The 21,665-nt window shown below is 70.0% G+C and carries 18 protein-coding genes; 7 read left to right on the forward strand and 11 right to left on the reverse strand.

Annotated elements, in window-relative coordinates:
• Positions 1 to 102: 102 nt before the first annotated feature.
• Both CRP45_RS18210 and rarD read right to left on the reverse strand, forming a co-directional pair.
• Entirely contained in the window at positions 103 to 1,029 is a 927-nt protein-coding gene (locus CRP45_RS18210; RefSeq protein WP_097246038.1) for an ADP-ribosylglycohydrolase family protein, read from the reverse strand.
• Between the two features lie 327 nt (positions 1,030 to 1,356).
• Entirely contained in the window at positions 1,357 to 2,277 is a 921-nt protein-coding gene (gene rarD, locus CRP45_RS18215) for an EamA family transporter RarD (protein WP_097246039.1), read from the reverse strand.
• Positions 2,278 to 2,413: 136 nt separating this feature from the next.
• Here rarD and CRP45_RS18220 point away from each other — a divergent pair, with 136 nt between their 5' ends.
• Both CRP45_RS18220 and CRP45_RS18225 read left to right on the forward strand, forming a co-directional pair.
• On the forward strand, positions 2,414 to 4,837 hold the full coding sequence (locus tag CRP45_RS18220) for a cation-translocating P-type ATPase (protein WP_097246040.1): 2,424 nt from the start codon (positions 2,414 to 2,416) through the stop codon (positions 4,835 to 4,837).
• A gap of 77 nt (positions 4,838 to 4,914) precedes the next feature.
• Positions 4,915 to 5,733: a PhzF family phenazine biosynthesis protein gene (locus tag CRP45_RS18225; RefSeq protein WP_097246041.1), complete on the forward strand. Its 819-nt coding sequence runs from the start codon at positions 4,915 to 4,917 to the stop codon at positions 5,731 to 5,733.
• 174 nt (positions 5,734 to 5,907) lie between these two features.
• On the opposite strand, the gene CRP45_RS18230 is transcribed toward CRP45_RS18225, so the two are convergent.
• Positions 5,908 to 7,968 (reverse strand): MMPL family transporter, encoded by a 2,061-nt coding sequence (locus tag CRP45_RS18230; RefSeq protein ID WP_097246042.1) that lies wholly within the window; start codon positions 7,966 to 7,968, stop codon positions 5,908 to 5,910.
• A 133-nt stretch (positions 7,969 to 8,101) separates the two neighbouring features.
• Here CRP45_RS18230 and CRP45_RS18235 point away from each other — a divergent pair, with 133 nt between their 5' ends.
• On the forward strand, positions 8,102 to 9,466 hold the full coding sequence (locus CRP45_RS18235) for a sensor histidine kinase (RefSeq protein WP_179830909.1): 1,365 nt from the start codon (positions 8,102 to 8,104) through the stop codon (positions 9,464 to 9,466).
• Positions 9,463 to 10,119 (forward strand): response regulator, encoded by a 657-nt coding sequence (locus CRP45_RS18240; protein ID WP_067785694.1) that lies wholly within the window; start codon positions 9,463 to 9,465, stop codon positions 10,117 to 10,119. Before CRP45_RS18235 ends, CRP45_RS18240 begins: the two co-directional genes overlap by 4 nt.
• A gap of 109 nt (positions 10,120 to 10,228) precedes the next feature.
• Here the strand turns inward: CRP45_RS18240 and CRP45_RS18245 are convergent, their stop codons facing one another.
• The 3 genes from CRP45_RS18245 to lspA all read right to left on the reverse strand — a co-directional run bounded on the left by CRP45_RS18245 (position 10,229) and on the right by lspA (position 12,595).
• A complete protein-coding gene (locus tag CRP45_RS18245; RefSeq protein ID WP_179830919.1) occupies positions 10,229 to 10,840 on the reverse strand; it encodes a hypothetical protein in 612 nt (203 codons plus the stop codon).
• 160 nt (positions 10,841 to 11,000) lie between these two features.
• Positions 11,001 to 11,927 carry an RluA family pseudouridine synthase gene (locus CRP45_RS18250; protein WP_067785687.1) on the reverse strand — a complete coding sequence of 309 codons (927 nt, stop codon included), beginning with the start codon at positions 11,925 to 11,927 and terminating at the stop codon, positions 11,001 to 11,003.
• Positions 11,924 to 12,595, reverse strand: a complete 672-nt coding sequence (gene lspA / locus CRP45_RS18255; RefSeq protein WP_097246043.1) for a signal peptidase II — start codon at positions 12,593 to 12,595, stop codon at positions 11,924 to 11,926. Before lspA ends, CRP45_RS18250 begins: the two co-directional genes overlap by 4 nt.
• Positions 12,596 to 12,719: 124 nt before the next feature.
• On the opposite strand from lspA, the gene CRP45_RS18260 reads away from it, so the two are divergent.
• The 3 genes from CRP45_RS18260 (at position 12,720) to CRP45_RS18270 (ending at position 14,957) form a co-directional block, all read left to right on the forward strand.
• Complete coding sequence (locus tag CRP45_RS18260; protein ID WP_097246148.1) at positions 12,720 to 13,661, forward strand: hypothetical protein; 942 nt, start codon at positions 12,720 to 12,722, stop codon at positions 13,659 to 13,661.
• Complete coding sequence (locus CRP45_RS18265; protein WP_097246044.1) at positions 13,649 to 14,371, forward strand: sensor domain-containing protein; 723 nt, start codon at positions 13,649 to 13,651, stop codon at positions 14,369 to 14,371. Before CRP45_RS18260 ends, CRP45_RS18265 begins: the two co-directional genes overlap by 13 nt.
• A gap of 118 nt (positions 14,372 to 14,489) precedes the next feature.
• On the forward strand, positions 14,490 to 14,957 hold the full coding sequence (locus CRP45_RS18270; protein ID WP_067785674.1) for a VOC family protein: 468 nt from the start codon (positions 14,490 to 14,492) through the stop codon (positions 14,955 to 14,957).
• A gap of 2 nt (positions 14,958 to 14,959) precedes the next feature.
• On the opposite strand, the gene CRP45_RS18275 is transcribed toward CRP45_RS18270, so the two are convergent.
• From CRP45_RS18275 to CRP45_RS18295, 5 genes are all read right to left on the reverse strand, one after another.
• Entirely contained in the window at positions 14,960 to 15,394 is a 435-nt protein-coding gene (locus CRP45_RS18275) for a Rieske (2Fe-2S) protein (RefSeq protein ID WP_097246149.1), read from the reverse strand.
• A 298-nt stretch (positions 15,395 to 15,692) separates the two neighbouring features.
• On the reverse strand, positions 15,693 to 17,636 hold the full coding sequence (acs, locus tag CRP45_RS18280) for an acetate--CoA ligase (RefSeq protein ID WP_245910200.1): 1,944 nt from the start codon (positions 17,634 to 17,636) through the stop codon (positions 15,693 to 15,695).
• A 135-nt stretch (positions 17,637 to 17,771) separates the two neighbouring features.
• Entirely contained in the window at positions 17,772 to 19,406 is a 1,635-nt protein-coding gene (locus CRP45_RS18285; protein WP_097246046.1) for a solute symporter family protein, read from the reverse strand.
• Positions 19,403 to 19,759 carry a DUF485 domain-containing protein gene (locus tag CRP45_RS18290; protein ID WP_097246047.1) on the reverse strand — a complete coding sequence of 119 codons (357 nt, stop codon included), beginning with the start codon at positions 19,757 to 19,759 and terminating at the stop codon, positions 19,403 to 19,405. Before CRP45_RS18290 ends, CRP45_RS18285 begins: the two co-directional genes overlap by 4 nt.
• Before the next feature lie 159 nt (positions 19,760 to 19,918).
• Positions 19,919 to 21,664, reverse strand: a complete 1,746-nt coding sequence (locus CRP45_RS18295) for a sodium/solute symporter (protein WP_097246048.1) — start codon at positions 21,662 to 21,664, stop codon at positions 19,919 to 19,921.
• Between the last annotated feature and the right edge of the window lies 1 nt (position 21,665).

Genomic DNA, 21,665 nt, shown 5'->3' on the forward strand with positions numbered 1-21,665 from the left:
GGACGCAGGCGCAGGCGTGGGTTCGAACGTGGGCACGGGCCAGGCGGAGGAGCGGACCATCGGGAGCCGGTGGCAGGGCGAGGCCCGACCGGCCCTGCGCGTTCAGGCCGGGGCGTTCGCCGTGACGATGCGGGTGGCGAGGGCGATCAGGTCCTCGCCGGTCAGGCCGGGGTAGCCGTGCAGCATGCTGCGCCAGCGGGCGGGGACGGCGGAAGCGCCCCACCGCGCGCCGAGCAGCCCGCCCGCGATGGCGGCGGTGGTGTCGGTGTCGCCGCCCGCGCGGACGCAGAGTTCGAGCGCCAGCGGCAGGTGTTCGGGGCCGGAGGCGTCGGCGGTGGTGATCGCCCACCAGGCGGTCTGGAGCGCGTGCACGACCCAGCCGTTGTTCGGAAAGTGCGCTGGCGCACCGTTTTCCGCCTGATCGAGCAGCCGGTTCCAGTAGTCGGCGCTGTCGGTGGTGGCGACGTACTCGCGGACGCCGTCGAAGGTCGCGGTGAGCACCGCGTGTCGGACGGCGTAGGTCCAGATCTCGCACGCCTCGACGGCCTGCTGATCGTGATGGGTGAGCAGGCCGACCGCGCCCGCCATTCGCACGCACTCGGCGGCGTCGTCCAGGTAGCACAGCGCGATTGGGGCGGTCCGCATCAGCGAACCGTTCCCGCCGGTCAGCCCGTCCAGCGACATGGCCTGCTGGTGCATGGCCGCCGCCGAGGGCGGTCGGGCGGAGAGCACCCGGTTGGTCTGGACGCCGATGTCGGGCGGTGCTGAGTCGTACCACCGCACGAAACCCGCTGCCACCGCGTCGAGTTCGAGTCCGGGACCGCCCGCGGCGGCCTGGGCGATGGCCAGCGCCATCGAGGTGTCGTCGGTCCATTCGCCGGGCGCCCAGTCGAACGCGCCGCCGCCGATCATATCGATCTCCTGCTCGGGCCCCGGCCGGGTGAACTCGTATCCGGCGCCGAGCGCGTCGCCCGCCGCGGTGCCGAGCAGCACACCGGCCGCCCTGTCGAGTCGCCCGTCGTCCAGCATCGTGAAAACCCCTCCGGTCCCGCGTCGATCGCGGCAAATGTACCGGAGCGGTCGTGCCGCGAACCCCTGTCGAATCGGACAAGCGTCGGCCGCGTTCTCTGTGCCGATACGACGAAAGAGTCGGTAGCCCTGTCGATTCGATGTGGGACCGCCAGGTGCGCGGTCGTGTCCGCGGTGCGGTGCGTCGAACGGCGGGCGAGACGCTCGGCGCCGAACGGGTAACGGCGGCAGGGATGTCGATGACACGGTGCGCCGCCGCATCCTTCCCAGCCGCACGAGAGCGCCAACGTTCGACGACCGCCGTCGAGGAAGCCTGTCCGCAGACGCTCAGGGCGTCGGCGCGTCGCTGGGCGCCACCGGAGCCGGGGTGCGCCGACCGCGTCGGGCGCGCAGCAGGGCGTCGGTGGTGAAGATCGCCAGCGCCGCCCAGATGAGCGCGAAACCGGCCCAGCGGGATGCGGGCATCGGTTCGTGCGCGACGGCGACGCCCCAGGCCATCTGGAGCGCCGGGGTGAGGTATTGCAGCAAACCCATGGTGGACAGCGGAACTCGTTGCGCGGCGATGGCGAACAGCAGCAGCGGCACCAGCGTGACCGGTCCGGTCGACATCAGCAGCGCGCTGTGCCCCGCGCCGGAGGTGAGCTCGCTGCGGCCGGTGAACAGCAGCACGAGGACGAACGCGAGCGCGAACGGCGCGGCGACGATGCCCTCGGCCGCGATGCCGCGCAGCGCGTCGAGCGGGATGACCTTCTTCACCAGTCCGTACAGCGCGAACGAGCAGGCGAGGGCGAGGGCGATCCACGGCGGCCTGCCGTAGTCGACGGTGAGCACCGCGACCGCCGCCGCGCCGAGCCCGAGCGCGGCCCACTGCGCCCGCCGCAATCGTTCGCGGAAGATGATCACGCCGAAGCCGACGGTCACCAGCGGGTTGACGAAGTATCCGAGCGCGCACTCCACCACGTGACCGGAGGTGACGCCGTAGACGTAGACGCCCCAGTTGATCGAGATCGCCGCCGAGGCGAGCGCGGCCAACCGCCAGGTCCGCGCATCGATGCCCGCCATCTCGCGCAGCCGTCCGGTGACGACCAGCACGGCGAGCACCACCACGAGCGTCCACAGGATGCGCTGCGCGAGCACCTCCACCGCGCTCGCGAACGCCAGCAGACCGAAGAACGCGGGAAACAAACCCCAGATCAGATAGGCACTGGTGCCGAAGGCAACACCGGGGATGGATCTGATTCGCCGCACCGTGCCAGGTTAGTGCGCGGGCGTTGTTCATGGGATGAATCGTCGGTGCGCGCGGGGTCTGTGGATATCTCGGGCTATCCACAGCCCCGCACATGGCCGGAGCGGATGGGCCACTGTGCCTACTAGTCTGACGTGCATGTCGATAACCGTGCAGGCATCGGGCGCCACCGGACTCACCACGGCCGAGGTCGAGCAGCGTCGCCGCGACGGACTCACCAACGACGTGCCGGACCGGGCCAGCCGCTCGGTGCGCGACATCGTCCGCGCCAACGTCTTCACCAGGATCAACGCGATCCTGGGTGTGCTGTTCATCCTGGTGCTGTCGACCGGTTCGATCATCGACGGCATGTTCGGCCTGCTGATCGTGGCCAACAGCGCGGTCGGCATCATCCAGGAGGTTCGGGCGAAGCGGACGCTGGACCAGCTGGCCATCGTCAGCCAGGCCAGGCCCACCGTGCGCCGCGACGGCGTCGCGCACGAGGTCGCGCCGAAGGACGTGGTGCTCGACGACCTGATCGAGCTCGGTCCCGGCGACCAGATCGTGGTGGACGGCGTGGTCGAGGAGTCCGCGCTGCTGGAGATCGACGAGTCGCTGCTCACCGGCGAGGCCGACCCGATCGACAAGGCCGTCGGCGCGGAGGTGATGTCGGGCAGCTATGTGGTGTCCGGTTCCGGCGCCTACCGCGCCACCAAGGTCGGCCGCGACGCCTACGCAGCGAAGCTGGCCGAGGAGGCGAGCAAGTTCACCCTGGTGCACTCCGAGCTGCGCAGCGGCATCGACAAGATCCTGAAGTTCATCACCTACCTGCTGATCCCCGCCGGTCTGCTCAGCATCTACAACCAGCTGTTCTCGAGTGGCGAGAGCTGGCGTCCCGCGGTGACGGGCATGGTCGCGGCGCTGGTGCCGATGGTGCCCGAGGGGCTGGTGCTGATGACCTCCATCGCGTTCGCGGTGGGTGTGGTGCGACTCGGCCGTCGCCAGTGCCTGGTCCAGGAGCTGCCCGCGATCGAGGGCCTGGCCCGCGTGGACGTGGTGTGCGCGGACAAGACCGGAACGCTGACCGAGAACGGCATGCGGCTGTCGGATATCAAGATCATCGACGGCTTCGACGACGCCGAGGTGCGCAAGGCGCTGGCCGCGATGGCGGGCGACGACCCGCGGCCCAATGCCAGCGTGCAGGCCATCGCCGAGGAGCTGACCGATCGGCCCGGCTGGCAGCACACCGCGGTCGCGCCGTTCTCCTCGGCCAAGAAGTGGAGCGGCTTCTCCTACGGCGAGCACGGTGACTGGCTGCTCGGCGCGCCCGACGTGCTGCTCGACTCGGGCTCGGAGGAGGCGCGCACGGCGGAGGAACTCGGCTCGTCGGGTCTGCGCATCCTGCTGCTCGCCCAGAGCGATCGTCCGGTGGACGCGCCCGACGCACCGGGCGAGGTGCGGCCCGCGGCGCTGGTCGTGCTGGAACAGAAGATCCGCCCCGATGCCCGCGACACCCTCGATTACTTTGCCAGCCAAGATGTTTCGATCAAGGTGATCTCCGGCGACAACGCCGTCTCGGTGGGCGCGGTGGCGTCCTCGCTCGACCTGCCCGGCGGTGATCACGCCGTCGACGCGCGCCGGTTGCCCGAGGACCGTGAGCAACTGGCCGACGTGCTCGAGCACGAGACCACCTTCGGCCGGGTCCGCCCGGATCAGAAGCGCGCCATGGTCGGTGCGCTCCAGTCGCGCGGCCACACCGTCGCCATGACCGGCGACGGCGTGAACGACGTGCTCGCGCTGAAGGATTCCGACATCGGCGTTGCCATGGGCGCGGGCAGCCCGGCTACCCGCGCGGTCGCGCAGATCGTGTTGCTGGACAACAAGTTCGCGACGCTGCCCTACGTCGTCGGCGAGGGGCGCCGGGTGATCGGCAACATCGAGCGCGTCTCGAATCTGTTCCTCACCAAGACCGTGTACTCGGTGCTGCTCGCCTTCCTGATAGGCCTGGCGGGCGTCGGCTCGCAGATCTTCGACTACGAGCCGATCGGCTATCCGTTCCTGCCGCGCCACGTCACCATCGCCGCCTGGTTCACCATCGGCATTCCGGCGTTCATCCTCTCCCTCGCCCCGAACAACGAGCGCGCACGCACCGGATTCGTCTCGCGCGTCATGCGTTTGGCGATCCCGTCCGGTGTGGTGATCGGCGTCGCGACGTTCGTGGCGTACCTCATCGCCTACGCGGGACCGGAAGCCAGCGAGACGCAGAAGGAGCAGGCGGGCACCACCGCGCTCATCACGTTGATCATGATCGCGGTGTGGGTGCTCGCGATCGTCGCCCGGCCGTACGTGTGGTGGAAGGTGGTGCTGATCGCGGCGTCCATGGCGGCCTACGTAGTGCTGTTCACGGTGCCGTTCACCCGCGAGTTCTTCAAGCTCGACCCCTCCAACGTGGCGCTCACCACCTCGGCGTTCATCTGCGGCGCGATCGGCATCGTGCTGGTGGAGGCGATCTGGTGGATCAGCGCCGCGCTGCACGGCGAGCAGCGCAGGCTCATCCCGGCCACGCCGGGCGGTAGCGCCTAGTCCTTCCACCTGCACGGTTTCGGCGCGAGAAGCCTTGTGCGAAGCGGTCATTCGAAGTTGGAGTACCTTCTCCGAATATGGAGGTACTGCTGCACCAGATCGACGCGTTCGCCGACGCACCGTTCTCGGGCAATCCGGCGGCCGTGATGCCGCTGACGTCGTGGTTGCCGGACGAGCTGCTGCAAAACCTGGCCGAGGAGAACAACCTCGCCGAAACCGCCTTCTATACCTCGCAGTTACCTCCGGAGGCGGTCGGCCCGCCCGTGGATCACCCGGCGTTCCACCTGCGCTGGTTCACCCCGGCGGCGGAGGTCGACATGTGCGGGCACGCCACCCTCGCCGCCGCGGCCCAAGTCTTGGAGGACATGCATCCCGGCGCGGACCGGGTGAGCTTCTTCACCAGGAGCGGCTGGCTGCACGTCGATCGCACCGACGACGACGAGTACGTGCTCGATCTGCCGACGGTCGCCTCCGTCGAGGTGGAGCCCGACCCGGCCCTGGTGGCGGCATTGGGCGTGACGCCGGTGCGCGCCTTCTCCGGCACCGACGAGGTCGTCGTGCTCGCCTCGGAAGACGAAGTGCGCCGGGCCCGTCCGCTGTTGAGCGCGTTTCCGCCGCTGCCGCGCGCGGCCGTGCTCACCGCCCCCGGTGCGGAAGTCGATTTCGTCTCACGGGTTTTCGCGCCCGGTCTCGGCGTGCCGGAGGATCCGGTCACCGGATCGGCCCACGCCCAACTGGTTCCGCTGTGGGCCGCCGAACTCGGACGCGCCGAGCTGACGGCCCGCCAGCTGTCCCGTCGCGGCGGCACGCTGCGCTGCGCGCTGGTCGACGATCGAGTTCTGCTGTTCGGCCGCTGCCGCCGCTACCTCGACGGCGTGGTCACCCTGCCCGACTGACGGACGCGCCGTCGTGCGCGCCGCACCGCCTGGACTCGCGCCATGCGCGGGTCATGGGCAGCGTCCGGCAGCGCTGTTGGCCGACTTCCGCGTTGGATTCGGCCATGCGCGAGGCCGACGATGGACGGCGTCCGGCTGGCTCTCGTCGAGACGAGAGCCAGCCGCGTTCGTTTGCTATCGCGCCGCCACGGTCTCCGGCTCGAGGGATGCGGACGAGGCGGCGGGTCTCGACATCCGGGACGGCCACCACACTCGATCTCCCGCGATCAGCGTCAGCGCCGGAACGAGGACAGACCGAACCAACAGGGTGTCCAACAGGACGCCGAAAGCCACCGCGAAGCCGAGCTGGGCCAACGACACCAGCGGCAGGGTCACCAGTACCGCGAAGGTGGCGGCCAGCACGATGCCCGCGGAGGTGATCACGCCGCCAGTGACCGCGAGACTGCGCAAGATGCCTTGGCTGGTGCCGTGCCGCACGGCCTCTTCCCTTGCCCTGCTGACCAGGAAGATGTTGTAGTCGACGCCGAGGGCGACCAGGAACAGGAAGGCGAGCAGGACAAGGCCGGAATCCAGACCGTCGAAGCCGAACAGCTGCTCGAAGGCGAAAACGCTTGCGCCGAGCGCGGATCCGAACGACAACACCACGGTGAGCACCAATCCGACGGGTGCGGCCAGCGACCGCAACAGCAGGCCGAGGACCGCGGTGACCACGAGCAGCACCAGCGGGATCACCACCCGCCGGTCGCGCGCCGATGCCGTCGCGATGTCGCGGTTCGCCGCGCTGGGGCCGCCGACCACCGTGCCGGGCGCGACCTCGCCGAGAGTGTCGCGCAATCGCTCGATGGTCGCGTATTCGGCGGTCGAATCGGCCGGATCGCGCGGGATCGCGACGATCTCGCCGACGGTCGGCCCGGACCGCCCCGCTTCGACCGCGCCGATGCCCGGATCGGCCGTGACCGCCGACATCGCCGCGTCGCGAACGCCGTTGGGCGCGAGGACGAGCAGCGGCGTGCCCGCGCGGTCCGGGAAGTGCGCGGCGATCAGCGACTGCCCACGGACGGACTCCGGGGTGTCGACGAACTGCTCCGCCCGGCCCAGCGAGGCGGTGTTGCCGAGCAGGCCGAGGCTCAGCAGCGCCAGCACCGCGACCGAGGCGAGCGCGGAGACCACCGGCCTGCGGGCGATGGTCGTCCCGATCCGGACCCACATGGTCTGGGCTGTCGTCGTTTCGGTCCGCACCCGCGGCACCCGCGGCCAGAAGATCCACCGTCCGCACACCACCAGCAGCGCCGGGAACAGCGTCACCATCATCGCGAGAGTGCAGACGATGCCCGCCGCGCCCACCGGGCCCATGCCCGCGGCGTTGTTCATGTCGGCGGCGAGCAGACACAGCAGTCCGAGGCTGACGGTGGCGGCGGAGGCGGCGATCGCGGGCACCGAGTTTCGCAACGCCGCGGACATCGCCGCGCCGACGTCGGTGCGGTGGTGCAGCTCCTCGCGGTAGCGCGCGACGATCAACAGCGCGTAGTCGGTGCCGACGCCGAACACCAGGATGGTGAGTATCGCGGCGCTCTGGTCGTTGACGGTGATGTCGAATGTCTTGGCCAGCCCATAGACCGCCGCCATGGACAACACGTTCGCCCCCGCGACGGCGATCAACGGCACCAGCCACAGCACTGGGCTGCGGTAGGTCAGCAGCAGGATCACCGTGACCACGAGCGCGGTCACCAGAAGCAGCCGCTCGTCGATCCCCTCGAACGCGCCCTCGAAATCCGCTTGCAGCGCACCGGGTCCGGCGACCTGGACGGTGAGCCCTTCGGAATGCTCGGCGACCATCGCGCGGAACTGCTCGATGTATTCCGCTGACTCACCGTAGGATTCGCCGACCGCGACCGGAAACATCAGGGCCGCGCCATCGTCGGAGGGCAGCGGCTGATCCGGCCCGCCCTGCGCCTCGTATTTCGTGCGCAGCGCGGTGTAGTGGGCGGCGGCCGTGGCTCGGTCGGCCTCCGTGACACCGCCCGCGCGGTGATACACCACCAGGAACACATTCTCGGTGCCGCCGGGCAGGGTGGTCTCCAGTTCGGCCGCCATCGTCGACTGCGCCGAGGCGGGAAGGTAGTCGATCTCCCGGTCGGATTTCACGTCGTCCAGCCCGCCCGCCCACGGTGTCAGCGCGGCGAGCACCGCGATCCACAGGCCGATGAGCAACCACGCTCGGCTCTTCGTCCCCATCACTGTCTCCTCGTTTCGGACATGGCAAGCAGCGTCGCGGGAATTCGGACCGAAAGCGTCCGACCGGGGAAGGCTGTTGGAGATACGCCGCGCGGAGTACGCCGGTCGGGCTCGGCTGCCGGAGAATGGCGGGATGAACAGACGGTGGGTGGCCGACGGCGTGTTGGCCGTTGTGCTGCTGATCGTCGAGCTGATCGCCGCGGTGCCGCTCGCGGGCCCGCGTCCGCTCGACGCCTTCGGTGCGGTGCTGCTCACGCTGGCGACAGCGGTGGTCGTGGCTCGCCGGAGCTGGCCGCTCGGGGTGTTGTTCGCGCACTTGGCACTGGCGATTCCCTACCACGCCAACGAATTTCCGCACGAGGCCGTCGTGCCCGCGACCATCGTCGCGCTCTACACCGTGGCCAGGTATGGCACCCGGGTGCGTACGGCGCTGGTGGTCGCGATGGTCCTGCTGTTCGGTGTCGGTGGAATCTTGTTGTCGCGCACCGAGAACGAGAACACGGCACTCCAGGCGTTCGGCGCCGTCGGCTGGATCGTGCTGGCCTGTGTTGCGGGCGAGGCCGTCCGGCTGCACCGCGCCTACCTCGCCGAGGCGCTGGACCGGGCCGAACGCGCCGAACGCTCGCGCGACGCCGAAGCGCGCAGGCAGGTGGCGGAGGAGCGGCTGCGCATCGCCAGGGATCTGCACGACCTGCTCGCCCACACCATCACGGTGATCCAGGTGCAGGCCGGGGTAGCCGCGCACCTGCTCACCGAAGGGAGGGCCGATCGGGCCACCGTCGTGGCCGCTCTCGACACCATCGCGGACGCGTGTGCCGACGCGCGCGCCGAATTGGCCGCGACCGTCGGCGTGCTGCGCACACCCGGCGGGGAACCCCGTGGCCCGCTGCCCGCTCTGGCGCAGCTGTCGGCGCTGGCCGAACCCGCAGAGGTGGCGGGTGTGATGGTGGAATTCGAGATAGTGGGCGAGGCGCGTGCGCTCTTGCCGACCGTCGAGATGGTCGCCTATCGGATCGTGCAGGAGGCGCTCACCAACGTCGCCAAGCACGCTCAGGCAACCCGCGCGCTGGTCCGCCTCGACTACGAGGTCGATCGGCTGACCGTGTGCGTCACCGACGACGGTCGCGGAACTTTCGATGGAGCACCGGGTTTCGGCATTCGCGGCATGGTCGAGCGGGCGGAGGCAGTCGGCGGTTCGCTCCGGACGCTCGGCACGGACGCGGGGTTCACCGTCACCGCCGAGCTGCCGATTCCGGGTGCGCCGGAAGCGGCTGGCGCGATGGATGATTCGCGGCGATCAGTGGGTGATGCGCATCGGGGTGGCGCGCAGGTGCCGACGGGCGACGGCGGGCGATCCGACGGTGGGGACGTCGGCCGAGGCGGGATGGACGCGCGTGATGTCGGCGTGCGGGTGGACGGCGGCAGCGGTGTTCGCGGTGCGGGCGGCAGCGGCGTGCGCGGTGGCGATCGGAGCGAGACCAGCGGAGTCGCTTCGTGATTCGGGTGTTGCTTGCCGACGACCAGGCTCTGGTGCGTGGTGCGTTCGCGCTGTTGGTCGCCTCGGCGCCCGATATGACGGTGGTGGGGGAAGCGGCGACGGGGCGTGCGGCGGTGGCGTTGGCTCGTGCCGAACGGGCCGACGTGGTGGTGATGGACATCCGCATGCCGGATATGGACGGCATCGCCGCGACCACGTCGATCGCCGCGGACGAGAACCTCGCCGGCGTCCGGGTGCTGGTGCTCACCACCTACGACACCGACGACAACGTGCTCGCCGCTCTGCGCGCGGGCGCGAGCGGCTTCCTCATCAAGGACACCAAGCCCGCCGCGCTGCTCGACGCGATTCGCACGGTGGCTGCCGGGGAGGCGCTGCTGTCGCCGAGCGCGACCTCCGCCGTCATCGCGCGGGTCAGGTCCGCGCCCGATCCCACACCGCGCCCGACGCTTGGCGCGCTCACCGACCGAGAACTCGACGTGCTCGTCCTGGTCGCACGCGGCCTGACCAACGCCGAGATCGCCGAGACCCTCGTGCTCAGCCCGTTGACGGTGAAGACCCACGTCAGCCGGATCCTCGCGAAACTGCTCGCCCGCGACCGCGTTCAGCTCGTCATCGCCGCCTACGAGGCGGGTCTCGTCACACCCGCGACCTGAGAACCGCTGCGGTGCGCCGGATGTCGCGTGGCTCGACCGTCAATTGTGCGAGCCGTTCGCCGAGTCTCGCGGTGCCCGGCCCGAGCCTCGAGTCTCGCGGCGCTGCTCGTCAGTTATCGGGGACCGGGGCGTCGTCCGGTCCGGGGACGACGGTTTCGGTGTGCTCCGGCAGCAAAGGATTCACCGCGAAATGGCCCGCGACGGCGTCGGCCGGTAGGGCTTCGACCGCGCGGATACCATTGGCGGCGGCCAGGTTTCGGAGCTCTGGCAGGGTGCCGCGGACGACGAGGCCGACGGTGCAGGCGCATCCGGCTCGCAGGCGGGATATGGAGACCGTCATGATGCGCGTGTAGCGCTCGCCGATCGCGCCGGTGCGCTCCAGTTGGTCCTGCACCTGCCACGCGGCCGCGTCGGCGGACGCCACGGCCACCGCGGCGCCCGCGGGCACCTGCACCGCGACCAGCGGCGTCTGTACGCGGGGTATCGGGACGCGGTGCAGCACTTGGCCGACGCGCAGACCGCCGCTGTGCACGGGAATCGCCTGCGGCGCGATCGGTTCGGTGAACGAGACCAACGCCCAGTGCTGCTCGGTGTCGGTACCGGAGAGCGAATCCCGCGCTCTGGCAAGGTAATCGGCGACCGGCTCGGCGCGGTCGGGGCCGAGCCGATCGGTGCCGACGCCAAGCTCGCGCGGCGGATTCAGCACACCGAGCAGGGCCATGAACGCGATGACACCGGCCGCCAATGCCCCCGCCAAGGCCGCACGCAACACCCGCGCCCCACGGAGGCCGTTCGCGTCGTCCGTTGCCGCGCCTTCCGAGCGCTCTTGCGACCGATCGGCAGCCGCATCGCCGCCGCCTTCCGCACCGGACCCCGGCCGCTCACGCATTGCGCAGGACGTCCAGCGCGTTCTTCAGATCGTCCGGGTACTCGCTGGTGATCTCCACCCAGCGTCCGTCGGCGGGATGGTTGAAGCCGAGCGAGCGGGCGTGCAACCACTGCCGTTCCAGGCCGAGGCGTTCGGCGAGGCGCGGGTCGGCGCCGTAGGTGAGGTCGCCGCAGCAGGGGTGCCGGATCGCCGAGAAGTGCACGCGAATCTGGTGGGTACGACCGGTCTCCAGGTGGATGTCCAGCAGGCTGGCCGCCTGGAACGCCTCGACGGTGTCGTAGTGGGTGACGCTGGGCCGTCCGTCGGCGGTGACCGCGAACTTCCAGTCGTTGCCTCGGGCCCGGCCGATGGGCGCGTCGATGGTGCCGCTGCTCGGATCGGGATGTCCCTGCACCAGCGCGTGATAGCGCTTGTCGACGGTGCGCTGCTTGAACGCCCGCTTCAGTACGGTGTAGGCGTGCTCGGACTGGGCGACCACCATCACACCGGAGGTGCCGACGTCGAGCCGGTGCACGATGCCCTGGCGCTCGTGCGCGCCGGAGGTGGAGATCCGGTATCCGGCCGCGGCCAGCCCGCCGACCACGGTCGGACCGGTCCAGCCGACGCCGGTGTGCGCCGCGACGCCGACCGGCTTGTCCACCGCGACGATGTCGTCGTCGGCGTAGAGGATCTTCATACCCTCGACCGGCGCGGCCTCGATGGTGAGTTCCCGCTTGGGCTCGGGGAATTCGACTTCCAGCCAGGCGCCTGCGACGAGCCGGTCGGACTTGCCCGCAGGCACGCCGTCCAGCTGCACCGAGCCCTCGGCGGTCAGCGCCGCCACCGCGGTGCGCGACAACCCGAGCAACCGGGAGAGGCCCGCGTCGACCCGCATGCCGTCGAGCCCGTCGGGCACGGGCATGGTTCTGGTCTCTCTCATGCCGCGTTCTCCTCTCCGGTGCCGTTCGGCGTGTCCTTCTTGGGATGGTCCCTCTCGGGTTCGGGCTCGGCGGGCGGTTCGGGCCGCGCCGTCGCGGCCCGCTCCTCGTCCGCGTCGCGGCCGGTCCGGGTGCCGTCCGGCTCGAAGCCGAACACCGTCAGCACCACCAGCAGGATCGCGCCGCAGACGATCGCCGAGTCCGCCACGTTGAACACCGGCCACCAGCCGATCGCGACGAAGTCGACGACGTGGCCCTGCAACGGTCCCGGCGCACGGAAGAGCCGGTCGACCAGGTTGCCGAGCGCGCCGCCGAGCACCATGCCGAGCCCGATCGCCCACCACAGCGAGCGCAGCGTGCGCCCGATGCGGATCACGCCGATCACCACGGCCGCGGCGACCAGCGTCAGCAGCCAGGTCATGCCGGTGGCCATGGAGAACGCGGCGCCGGGATTGCGCACCAGGGTGAACCGCGCGAAATCGCCGATCAGATACACGGGCTCGCCCGGCCGGAGGTTGGCCACCGCGATCGTCTTGGTGAGCAGATCGAGGCCGAACAGCACCGCGGCGATGATCAGCAGGGTCCGCAACCGTAGCGGCGGGGTCGTCTTCCGCGCCGGGTCGGCGGTGTTGTCCTCGGGCGGCCGGTCGTCACTCACGCCGATCATCATCTCTCGAGCGCCGCGAGCGCCGCGCCGCGCCTCCTCGCGGCGTGTTCGCAACGCGCCGGGCGGCACGCAAGGCGAATGTCCCAGCTGACACTCAGGAAGCGGTCGTATCGTGTTGCTCGTGACGGTGTTGTCTTCTTCTCACCTGCCCCGGTTCGCGCGCTCGAGTGTGTTGCTCGTCGTGCTCGCGGTCGGGCTTTCCGCCTTCGGCGTCGCCTGCGGCGACGACACCGAGGCGCCCGCGGCCACCGAAGGAACCGAGCCGCTCGGCATGCCCAAGGAAGTGACCGTGCCGATCTCTGCCGCGGCGGCCACGCTGCTCTCGCCCGGCGCCGAGCCGCGCGACGTGCTGCGGCCGCATTTCGTCGTCGGCACCGACCAGCGGGTGACCCTGCGCACCGATCACCGCATCGAGCAGCAGATCAACGACCAGCCCAAGCGCGACTTCTCCACGCCCGCGCTGACCATCCCGATGACCGCCGAGACCAGCGCCGAGGGCGTCGATCTCACCATCGGCGCGGTGTCCACGCCCGACCCGCTGTTGAACAAGGCGCTCACCGCCGCCGACGGCTCGCACGCCGGCTTCGATTTCAGCGACGACGGCGCCATCACCGCGCTGCGGCTCGCGCCGTCACCGGACACCTCCAACGCCGCGCGCGCCGCGCTCGAGCAGGCGTTCTACCAGGCCGTGTACCGCTCGATCATGTTCCCCGACGAGCCGGTGGGCGAGGGCGCCGTGTGGACCGTGCACCAAGAGGTGACCGGCGGTGTGACGCTCGACCAGGTCACCACCGCGACGCTGACCGAGCGCGACGGCGACCGGCTCACCATCCACCTGAATGTGACGCAGACCCCGAAATCCTCGGAGTGGTCGCTGCCCAACGACGCGGGCACCCTCGACATCGAGGACTACGTGATGCAGGGCACCGGGACCATCACCGTCGACCTCGGCTTGCCGCTGCCGGTGGCGGGCTCCATCACCGTCGGCGGTCATCAGGCCTACCGTGATCCGCGCAGCGCGAGCATGTTGCAGCAGACCATCACCACGCAGGTGTCGTGGGCGGAGTGAAACGCGGCCTGCTGCTCGGGGTGGTGAGCGCGGCGGTGGTCGCGGGCTGCGGATCGGAGCGGGAGGAGCCGTCCGCTCCCGACCTGCCGCCGCTCGGTCCCGCGGTCGCGGCCGCTTCGGTGCCGGGTCCACCGCTGACCGATCCGGCCGAGCTGGCTCGCCGTCTGCTCGGTCCCGCCGACCTGCCCGGCATGACGCCGGTGCTCGATGCCCGCACCCCGGGACAGGCGCAGACCGCAGGACCCACGGCCGAGACGCGGCCCGCCCAGTGCGCGCGGGTGCTGCTGCCGTTGGCCGAGCAGGGCACCGAACCGCTGACCTGGAATACCGTCGCCTACAACGGTCCGAGCTTCTCCAGTATCGATATCGATGCCGCGAGTTATGCACCGGAGAAATTGTCGGACGCCTTTTCCGTTGTGCAGCGAACATTGCGCGAATGCACCGAATATTCCGGCAACGACGCGGACGGGACGTCGATCGAATACCGGCTCGGCGGTTTGGCGCAACCGTCCTTCGGGGACGCCTCGACGGCATTCCAGCTGCGCACCTCCAGCGCCGGATTCACCTTGGTCTCGGTGGCGTCGATCGTCCAGGTGGGCTCGGTATTGGCGCAGGTCACCATAACCGCGCCGGAGTCGGTTGAACCCGCGGCGCTGACCGAGCTGACGGCCGATCAGGTGGACAGGTTGCGCGGTGTCGCCGGGCCGTGAGCGGCGGGTGTGGTTTCGGGCGTTCGCCCGTAGATCTTTCCGCCGATCGGGCGATTTCGGCGGCGGTCGGGAATAGGCTCGCCCTATCCGACACAAACGCCTCGATCGGAGGTCCCCAATGTCCGATGTGAAACCCATCCCCGACGGATATCCGGCGGTATCGCCGGGCCTGGCGATCGACGGCGCCGCGGCCGCGATCGATTTCTACAAGCAGGTGTTCGGCGCGGCGGAGCGAATGCGCATGCCGCGCCCCGACGGCAAGATCGCGCACTGCGAGCTCACCCTCGGCGATTCGGTCATCATGCTCGGCGACCCCGCGCCGGAGATGGAATTCCTCGACCCCAAGACGGTCGGCGGCACACCCGTCAACATCTACGTCTACGTCGAGGACGCCGACGCGGCCTTCACGGCCGCCATCGCCGGTGGCGCCAAGGAACTCTCGCCGATGACCACCCAGTTCTACGGTGACCGCAGCGGCGCGTTCGAAGACCCGTGGGGACACCGTTGGACGGTGGCCACGCACGTGGAGGACATCTCCCCCGAGGAGATGGACCGACGCATGGCGGAGATGTTCGGCGACGACTGACGTCAGCCGGCGACGACCGAATCACCCTCCACCCGAACAACTCTGGATGCGAGCGGGCGCTGGGCCGGTCCGGCTACGACGGAGCCGTCCAAGCCGAACTTGCTGCCGTGACAGCGGCAGTTGACGGTGCCGCCGGTCACCTCGCCGACCCGGCAGCCCGCGTGCGTGCAGGTGCTGTCCAGGCCGACGAAGACGCCCGCGCTCGGCTGGGTGACCACCGTGTCACCGGCGATCACGCCGCCGCCGACGGGTACGTCGGCGGTCTTGGCGAGGACCGTCGGGCCGCCGGACCGCGCCGCGGATGCTGGAGCCGACGCCGCCGTGTCGTCACCGGAAGCGCCGCACGCCGCGAGCGCGGTGGCGGCCAGCGCCCCGGCTCCGACCACCACCGTGCGGCGGTCCAGTAGTAGATGGTCGTTATCGCAAGCGCGCTTCATGCGGATCTCCTCGACTTCCAGCCACGGCGGCGCCGAGCCGAACCCGCCCGAACCGCCGCTCGCACTGACCACGTCACCGGCCCCCGGGCGGTTCACTCGCCAACGCGAGGCGATGCTACGACTGCGGGTCGACGGCGCGCAGGTGTCGGCCAGGTTCGGGTTCCTGTGGACCCGCTTCGGTCGAAGGATGAACCCTGTCGCCGGACGGACTGTGTAAGGGGCGTGCCGGTCGCAGGGCGGGCCGGTCGGCGGCGGACCCGATCCCCCTCACGGACCGGGTACGCCGCCGCGCGCCGGGTCAGCCGCGGGCGATGGCCTCGAAGACTTTGGGGTCGACGAGGGTGGAGGTGTCGCCGAGTTCGCGGCCTTCGGCGACGTCGCGTAGCAGGCGGCGCATGATTTTGCCGCTGCGGGTTTTGGGGAGTTCGGGGACGACGTGGATTTCGCGTGGTTTGGCGATGGGGCTGATTTCGCGGGCGACTTCGGCCTTCAGTTCGTCGACGAGCGCCGCGCCCGTGTCTTTGGCTTCGGCGGTGAGGATGACGAAGGCGACGATGCCTTGGCCGGTGGTGGGGTCGGTGGCGCCGACGACGGCGGCTTCGGCGACGCCGGAGTGTCCGACGAGGGCGGATTCGACTTCGGCGGTGGAGATGCGGTGGCCGGAGACGTTCATGACGTCGTCGACCCGGCCGAGCACCCAGAGCGCACCGTCCTCGTCCACCTTCGCGCCGTCACCGGCGAAGTACCAGCCCTCGGAAGCGAAGCGTGCCCAATAGGTTTCGCGGAATCGCTCCATGTCGCCCCAGATGCCGCGCAACATCGACGGCCACGGCTGGTCCAGCACGAGGAGTCCGGATCGGCCGCGCTCGAGGCCGGTGCCATCGTCGTCGACGACTTGGGCGGAGATGCCGGGCAGCGGGGTCATCGCGGCGCCGGGTTTGGCGGCGGTGACGCCGGGCAGCGGGGAGATCATGATCGCGCCGGTCTCGGTCTGCCACCAGGTGTCCACGATCGGAGTCCGATTGCCGCCGATCACCTCCCGGTACCACCGCCACGCCTCGGGATTGATCGGTTCGCCGACGGAGCCGAGGAGTCGCAGCGAGGAGAGGTCGTGCGCGTCGGGGATCTCGCGGCCCCATTTCATGAAGGTGCGCACCAGGGTCGGGGCGGTGTAATAGATGGTGACGCCGTACTTTTCGATGATCTCGAAGTGCCGGTGCTCGGTGGGCGAGTTGGGGGTGCCTTCGTAGACGACCTGGGTGGCGCGGTTGGACAGGGGTCCGTAGACGATGTAGCTGTGGCCGGTGACCCAGCCGATGTCGGCGGTGCACCAGTAGACGTCTTGTCCGGGTTTGTGGTCGAAGACGTAGTGGTGGGTGTAGGAGGCTTGGGTGAGGTAGCCGCCGGAGGTGTGCAGGATGCCCTTGGGTTTTCCGGTGGTGCCCGAGGTGTAGAGGATGAACAGCGGGTGCTCGGCGTCGAAGGGCTGCGCCTCGTGCTCGGTCGAGGCTTGGGCCACGGTCTCGTGCCACCACAGATCGCGGCCCTCGGTCCACGGCACCTCGATGCCCGTCCGCCGCACCACGAGCACGTGTTCCGCGCTGGACTTCCCGTCGGCGAGCGCCTCGTCGACCGCGGCCTTGAGCGGCGCGGCGGCCCCGCGTCGCCACTGTCCGTCGGTCGTGATCACCAGTCGCGCACCCGCGTCGTCGACGCGCTGGCGCAGGGCGGTGGGGGAGAAGCCCGCGAACACCACCGAGTGGGTCAGCCCGAGGCGGGCGCAGGCGAGCATCGAGACGATCGCCTCGGGAACCATCGGCATGTAGATGGCGACCCGGTCGCCTGCGCGCAGGCCGAGGTCCGTGAGATAGTTCGCCGCCCGGCAGACCTCGGCGAGCAGTTCGGCGTAGGTGATGTCGCGGGAGTCGCCCGGTTCGCCTTCCCAGTGGATCGCGACCTGATCGCCGTGTCCGTCGAGGACGTGGCGGTCCACGCAGTTGTAGGCGACGTTGAGCTGTCCATCGACGAACCACTTGGCCACCGGCGCGTCGCTCCAGTCCAGCACCCGGTTCCATGTCCGATGCCAGTGCAGTCGCTCGGCCTGTTCGGCCCAGAACGCGTCGCGGTCCTCGGCGGCCCGATCGTACAGTGCCGCATCGGCATTCGCGGCGTCGGCGAACTCGGCGCCGGGCGGGTAGGCCACGGGGAGCGCGGTGCCGGGTTCGGTGGTGGCGCTGGTCAAGTCACATCTCCAATCGAAAAAGCCTGAGCGGCAACGGGAACAGGTGTCGGGTCCCGGTGTTGCCGGGACCCGACGGGCGCCGCGCCGTTGCGGCGAGTCCTGCGGCGGTCCCGGCATCGGCCGGGACCGGGAAGGTCAGTGCACGACCGCCTTCTCCGCGCCCACTCCGGTGAGCGAGCGAACCTCCATCTCGGCGGCCTTCGCTGGGTTCTCCTGTGTTCGGCCGCCAACCAGGGTGCCGATCACGCCGAGCGCGAAAGCCAGTGGGATGGAGACGATTCCGGGGTTCGACAGCGGGAACCAGTCGAAATCCGAGCCGGGCAGCATGGCGCTCTTGCTGCCAGACACGGCGGGCGAGAACACGATGAGCACGATGGTCGAGATCAGGCCGCCGTACATGCTCCACAGCGCGCCGGTGGTGTTGAAGCGCCGCCAGAACAGCGAGTACACGATCGTCGGCAGGTTCGCCGCCGCGGCGACCGCGAAGGCCAGCGCCACCAGGAACGCGATGTTCTGTCCGTTGGCCAGGATGCCGAGGCCGATGGCGAGCACACCGATCACCACCGCGGTGATCCGCGAAACCCGCACCTGCGCCGACTCGTCCGCGTTGCCGCGCTTGAGCACGCTGCCGTAGATGTCGTGCGCGAACGAGGCCGCCGCGGTGATGGTGAGGCCCGCGACCACGGCGAGGATGGTGGCGAACGCGACCGCGGAGATGATGCCGAGCAGCAGCACACCGCCGAGTTCGAAGGCCAGCAGCGGCGCCGCCGAGTTCTGGCCGCCCGCCGAGGCGAGGATGCGATCCGGACCGACGATCGCGGCCGCTCCGTAGCCGAGCACCAGCGTGAACAGGTAGAACGCGCCGATCAGGGCGATCGCCCACACCACCGAGCGCCGGGCCTCCTTGGCGGTCGGCACGGTGTAGAAGCGCATCAGCACGTGCGGCAGACCCGCGGTGCCGAGCACGAGGGCAAGGCCGAGGGAGACGAAGTTCAGCTTGGAGGTCTCGTTCGCGCCGTACTGCGCGCCGGGGGCGAGCACGTCACGCGAGGCGACGGCCTTGTTGGTGGAGTCGGAGACCATCTGCTGGGCCGAACCCAGAATGTCGGAGAAGTTGAACCCGAACTTCGCGAGCACCATCACCGTCATCAACGCGGCGCCGGTGATGAGCAGCACCGCCTTGATGATCTGCACCCACGTGGTGCCCTTCATGCCGCCGACCAGCACGTAGACGATCATCAGCACACCGACGACGGCGATCACCACCGACTGCCCCGCGCGGTCGTCGATGTCGAGCAGCAGCGCGACAAGGCCGCCCGCGCCCGCCATCTGGGCCAGCAGGTAGAACAGCGAGACGGTCAGCGTGGACAGCGCGGCGGCGGTGCGCACCGGCCGTTCCCGCAGCCGGAAGCTCAGCACGTCGGCCATGGTGAATTTGCCGGTGTTCCTGAGCATTTCGGCGACCATCAGCAGCGCGACCAGCCAGGCCACCAGGAATCCGATGGAGTACAGGAAGCCGTCGTAGCCGTAGACGGCGATGGCGCCCGCGATGCCGAGAAAGCTTGCCGCCGAAAGGTAGTCGCCCGCGATGGCGATGCCGTTCTGCGGGCCGGAGAAGCCGCGTCCGCCGGTGAAGTAGTCCGCGGCGCTGGCGTTGTCGCGGCTGGCCCTGATCACCACGACCATGGTGACGGCCACGAACAGGCCGAAGATGGCGATGTTCGCGATGGGGTTGCCGACCGTGTCGGCGGCAAGAAACTGCGTTGTCATGCCCGCTCACCCTCCAGGTAGACGCGGATGGCCGCGGCGCGCGGATCCAGTTCCTTGTTGGCGAAGCGGACGTAGAGCGCGGTGATCACGAAGGTGGACACGAACTGGCCGAGACCGAGCAGCAGCCCGACGTTGATGTCGCCGACGACCTTGCTCGCCATGAAGTCGTGCGCGTACGCGCCGAGCAGCACGTAGCTCAGGTACCAGACCAGGAACAGCGCCGTCATCGGGAACACGAAGCGGCGCAGCCGGTTGCGCAGCTCCTGGAATTGCGGACTGGCCTGTACGGCCGCGAAGTCCTCGGCGCTCGGCGTGCGCGGTGGCTTGGTGCCGTCGAGGTCGATACTTGTCATCGGAGCGTCCTAGCTTGTGACGTGGATTACTGGGGTGAAGGTAGACCGCGCCGAGCCCCGATATGTCTTGTGGCGCAGGTCACTCTGTGAAGGCCGGGATCTGTGCGGCGAGCGGTCGGCTCGGTGCGACGAACGGTCGGCGGCCGAGCGGCCTCGACGTCAGCTCGCGCGCAGTCCGCGCTCGCGGTCGGCGCCCATGCCGAGCCGTTCCGGCGCGTGCATGCGCACGAAGATCCGCCGCACCGTGCGTGGGGCCTGGCCGCGCGTCAGCTTGCTCACCACGATCATCGTCAGGAAGGCCAGCGGCACGCTGATCGCCGCTGGATAGCCGAGGATCGCGGCGAGCCAGCCGTCGGCCACCGCCTCGGACGCGCCGCCGAGCACCGACACCGCCGTCGCCCCGCCCGCGACCAGACCGCCCGCGATCAGGCCCGCTCCGGCGCCCTTCGCGGTGAGGCCGCGCCACCAGATGCCGAGCACCAGCAGCGGACACAGCGTCGACGCGGCCACCGAGAAGGCCAGCGCGACCGTGCGGGACAGGTCGAGCGAGGCGACCGTCAGCGACAGCGCGAGTGGCACGGCGCCCGCCGCAAGCGCCGCCATCCGGAAGTCCCTGATCCGGCCGCGCAGCATGTCCGTGCTGAGCACGCCCGCGATGCTGACGAGCAGCCCCGAGGAGGTGGAGAGGAACGCGGCGATGGCGCCCGCCGCGGCCAGCGCCGCGAGCAGCTGCCCCGGCAATCCGCCGAGCACCGAACCGGGCAGCAACAGCACCGCGGCGTCGGAGGTTCCGGTGATCAGCAACTGCGGCACATAGAGCCGCGCGAACACCCCGAGCAGGATCGGGAACAGGTAGAACGTGCCGACCAGGCCGATGACGGCGAGCGCGGTGGCGCGCGCGGCCCGGCCGTCGGGATTGGTGTAGAAGCGCACCAGCACGTGCGGCAAACCCATGGTGCCGAGGAAGGTGGCGATGATCAGGGAATACACCTGGTAGGTCGGGTGCGTACCGCCGAAGCCGCCGCCGGGCGACAACCAGCTGGCGCCGTCGGCGGGCGCCCCCGCCACCACAGGTACCGCGGAACCGGATTCGAGCACCATCTCGGTGCCCGCGGCCAGCTCGTGTTCGCCGGGCGTCAACGCCACCGGGCCGTCGACCCGGCGGCCGTCCACCGTGCCGGTGATCGAGACCTGTTGTCCGACACCGACCTGCACCACCACGTCGGTGGTGACGTCCACGGTGGTGCGCTCGGTGACGATCGGCGGCGCGGCCGTGCCGAGCTCGCGGTCCTGGGCCAGGAAATGACCGAGCAGCACAAGGGCGGGCAGCGCGACCGCGGTGAACTTCAGCCAGTACTGGAACGCCTGGACCAGCGTGATCGACCGCATGCCGCCGCCGGTGACATTGGCGATCACGATGACGCCGACCGCGACGGCGCCGACCCAGCTGGGCACGCCGAGCAGAATCCGCAGCGTCAACCCGGCCCCCTGGAACTGCGGGATCAGATACACCGCGCACACCAGCACCACCACGACCGCGGCGAGCCTGCGCAAACGCACCGAGCCGAGCCGGAATTCGGCGAAGTCCTGCACCGTGTAGGCCCCCGAGCGGCGCAGCGGGGCGGCGACGAACAGCAGCAGCGCCAGATAGCCCGCGGTGAATCCGACCGGATACCACAGCGCGTCCGCGCCGTACTTGGCGATCAGCCCCGCGACGCCGAGAAACGAGGCGGCCGAGAGGTATTCGCCGGAGATCGCCGCGGCGTTCCAGCCGGGGCCGACGCTGCGCGAGGCGACGAGGAAATCGGAGGTGGTGCGCGCCAGCCGCACACCGTAGGCGCCGATGGCTACGGTGGCGAACGCGGCGAGCAGCAGCGCCGCGAGGGTCAGGGCGGGCGCGCCCACG

Source organism: Nocardia amikacinitolerans (assembly GCF_900215415.1).
Classification (GTDB): domain Bacteria; phylum Actinomycetota; class Actinomycetes; order Mycobacteriales; family Mycobacteriaceae; genus Nocardia; species Nocardia amikacinitolerans.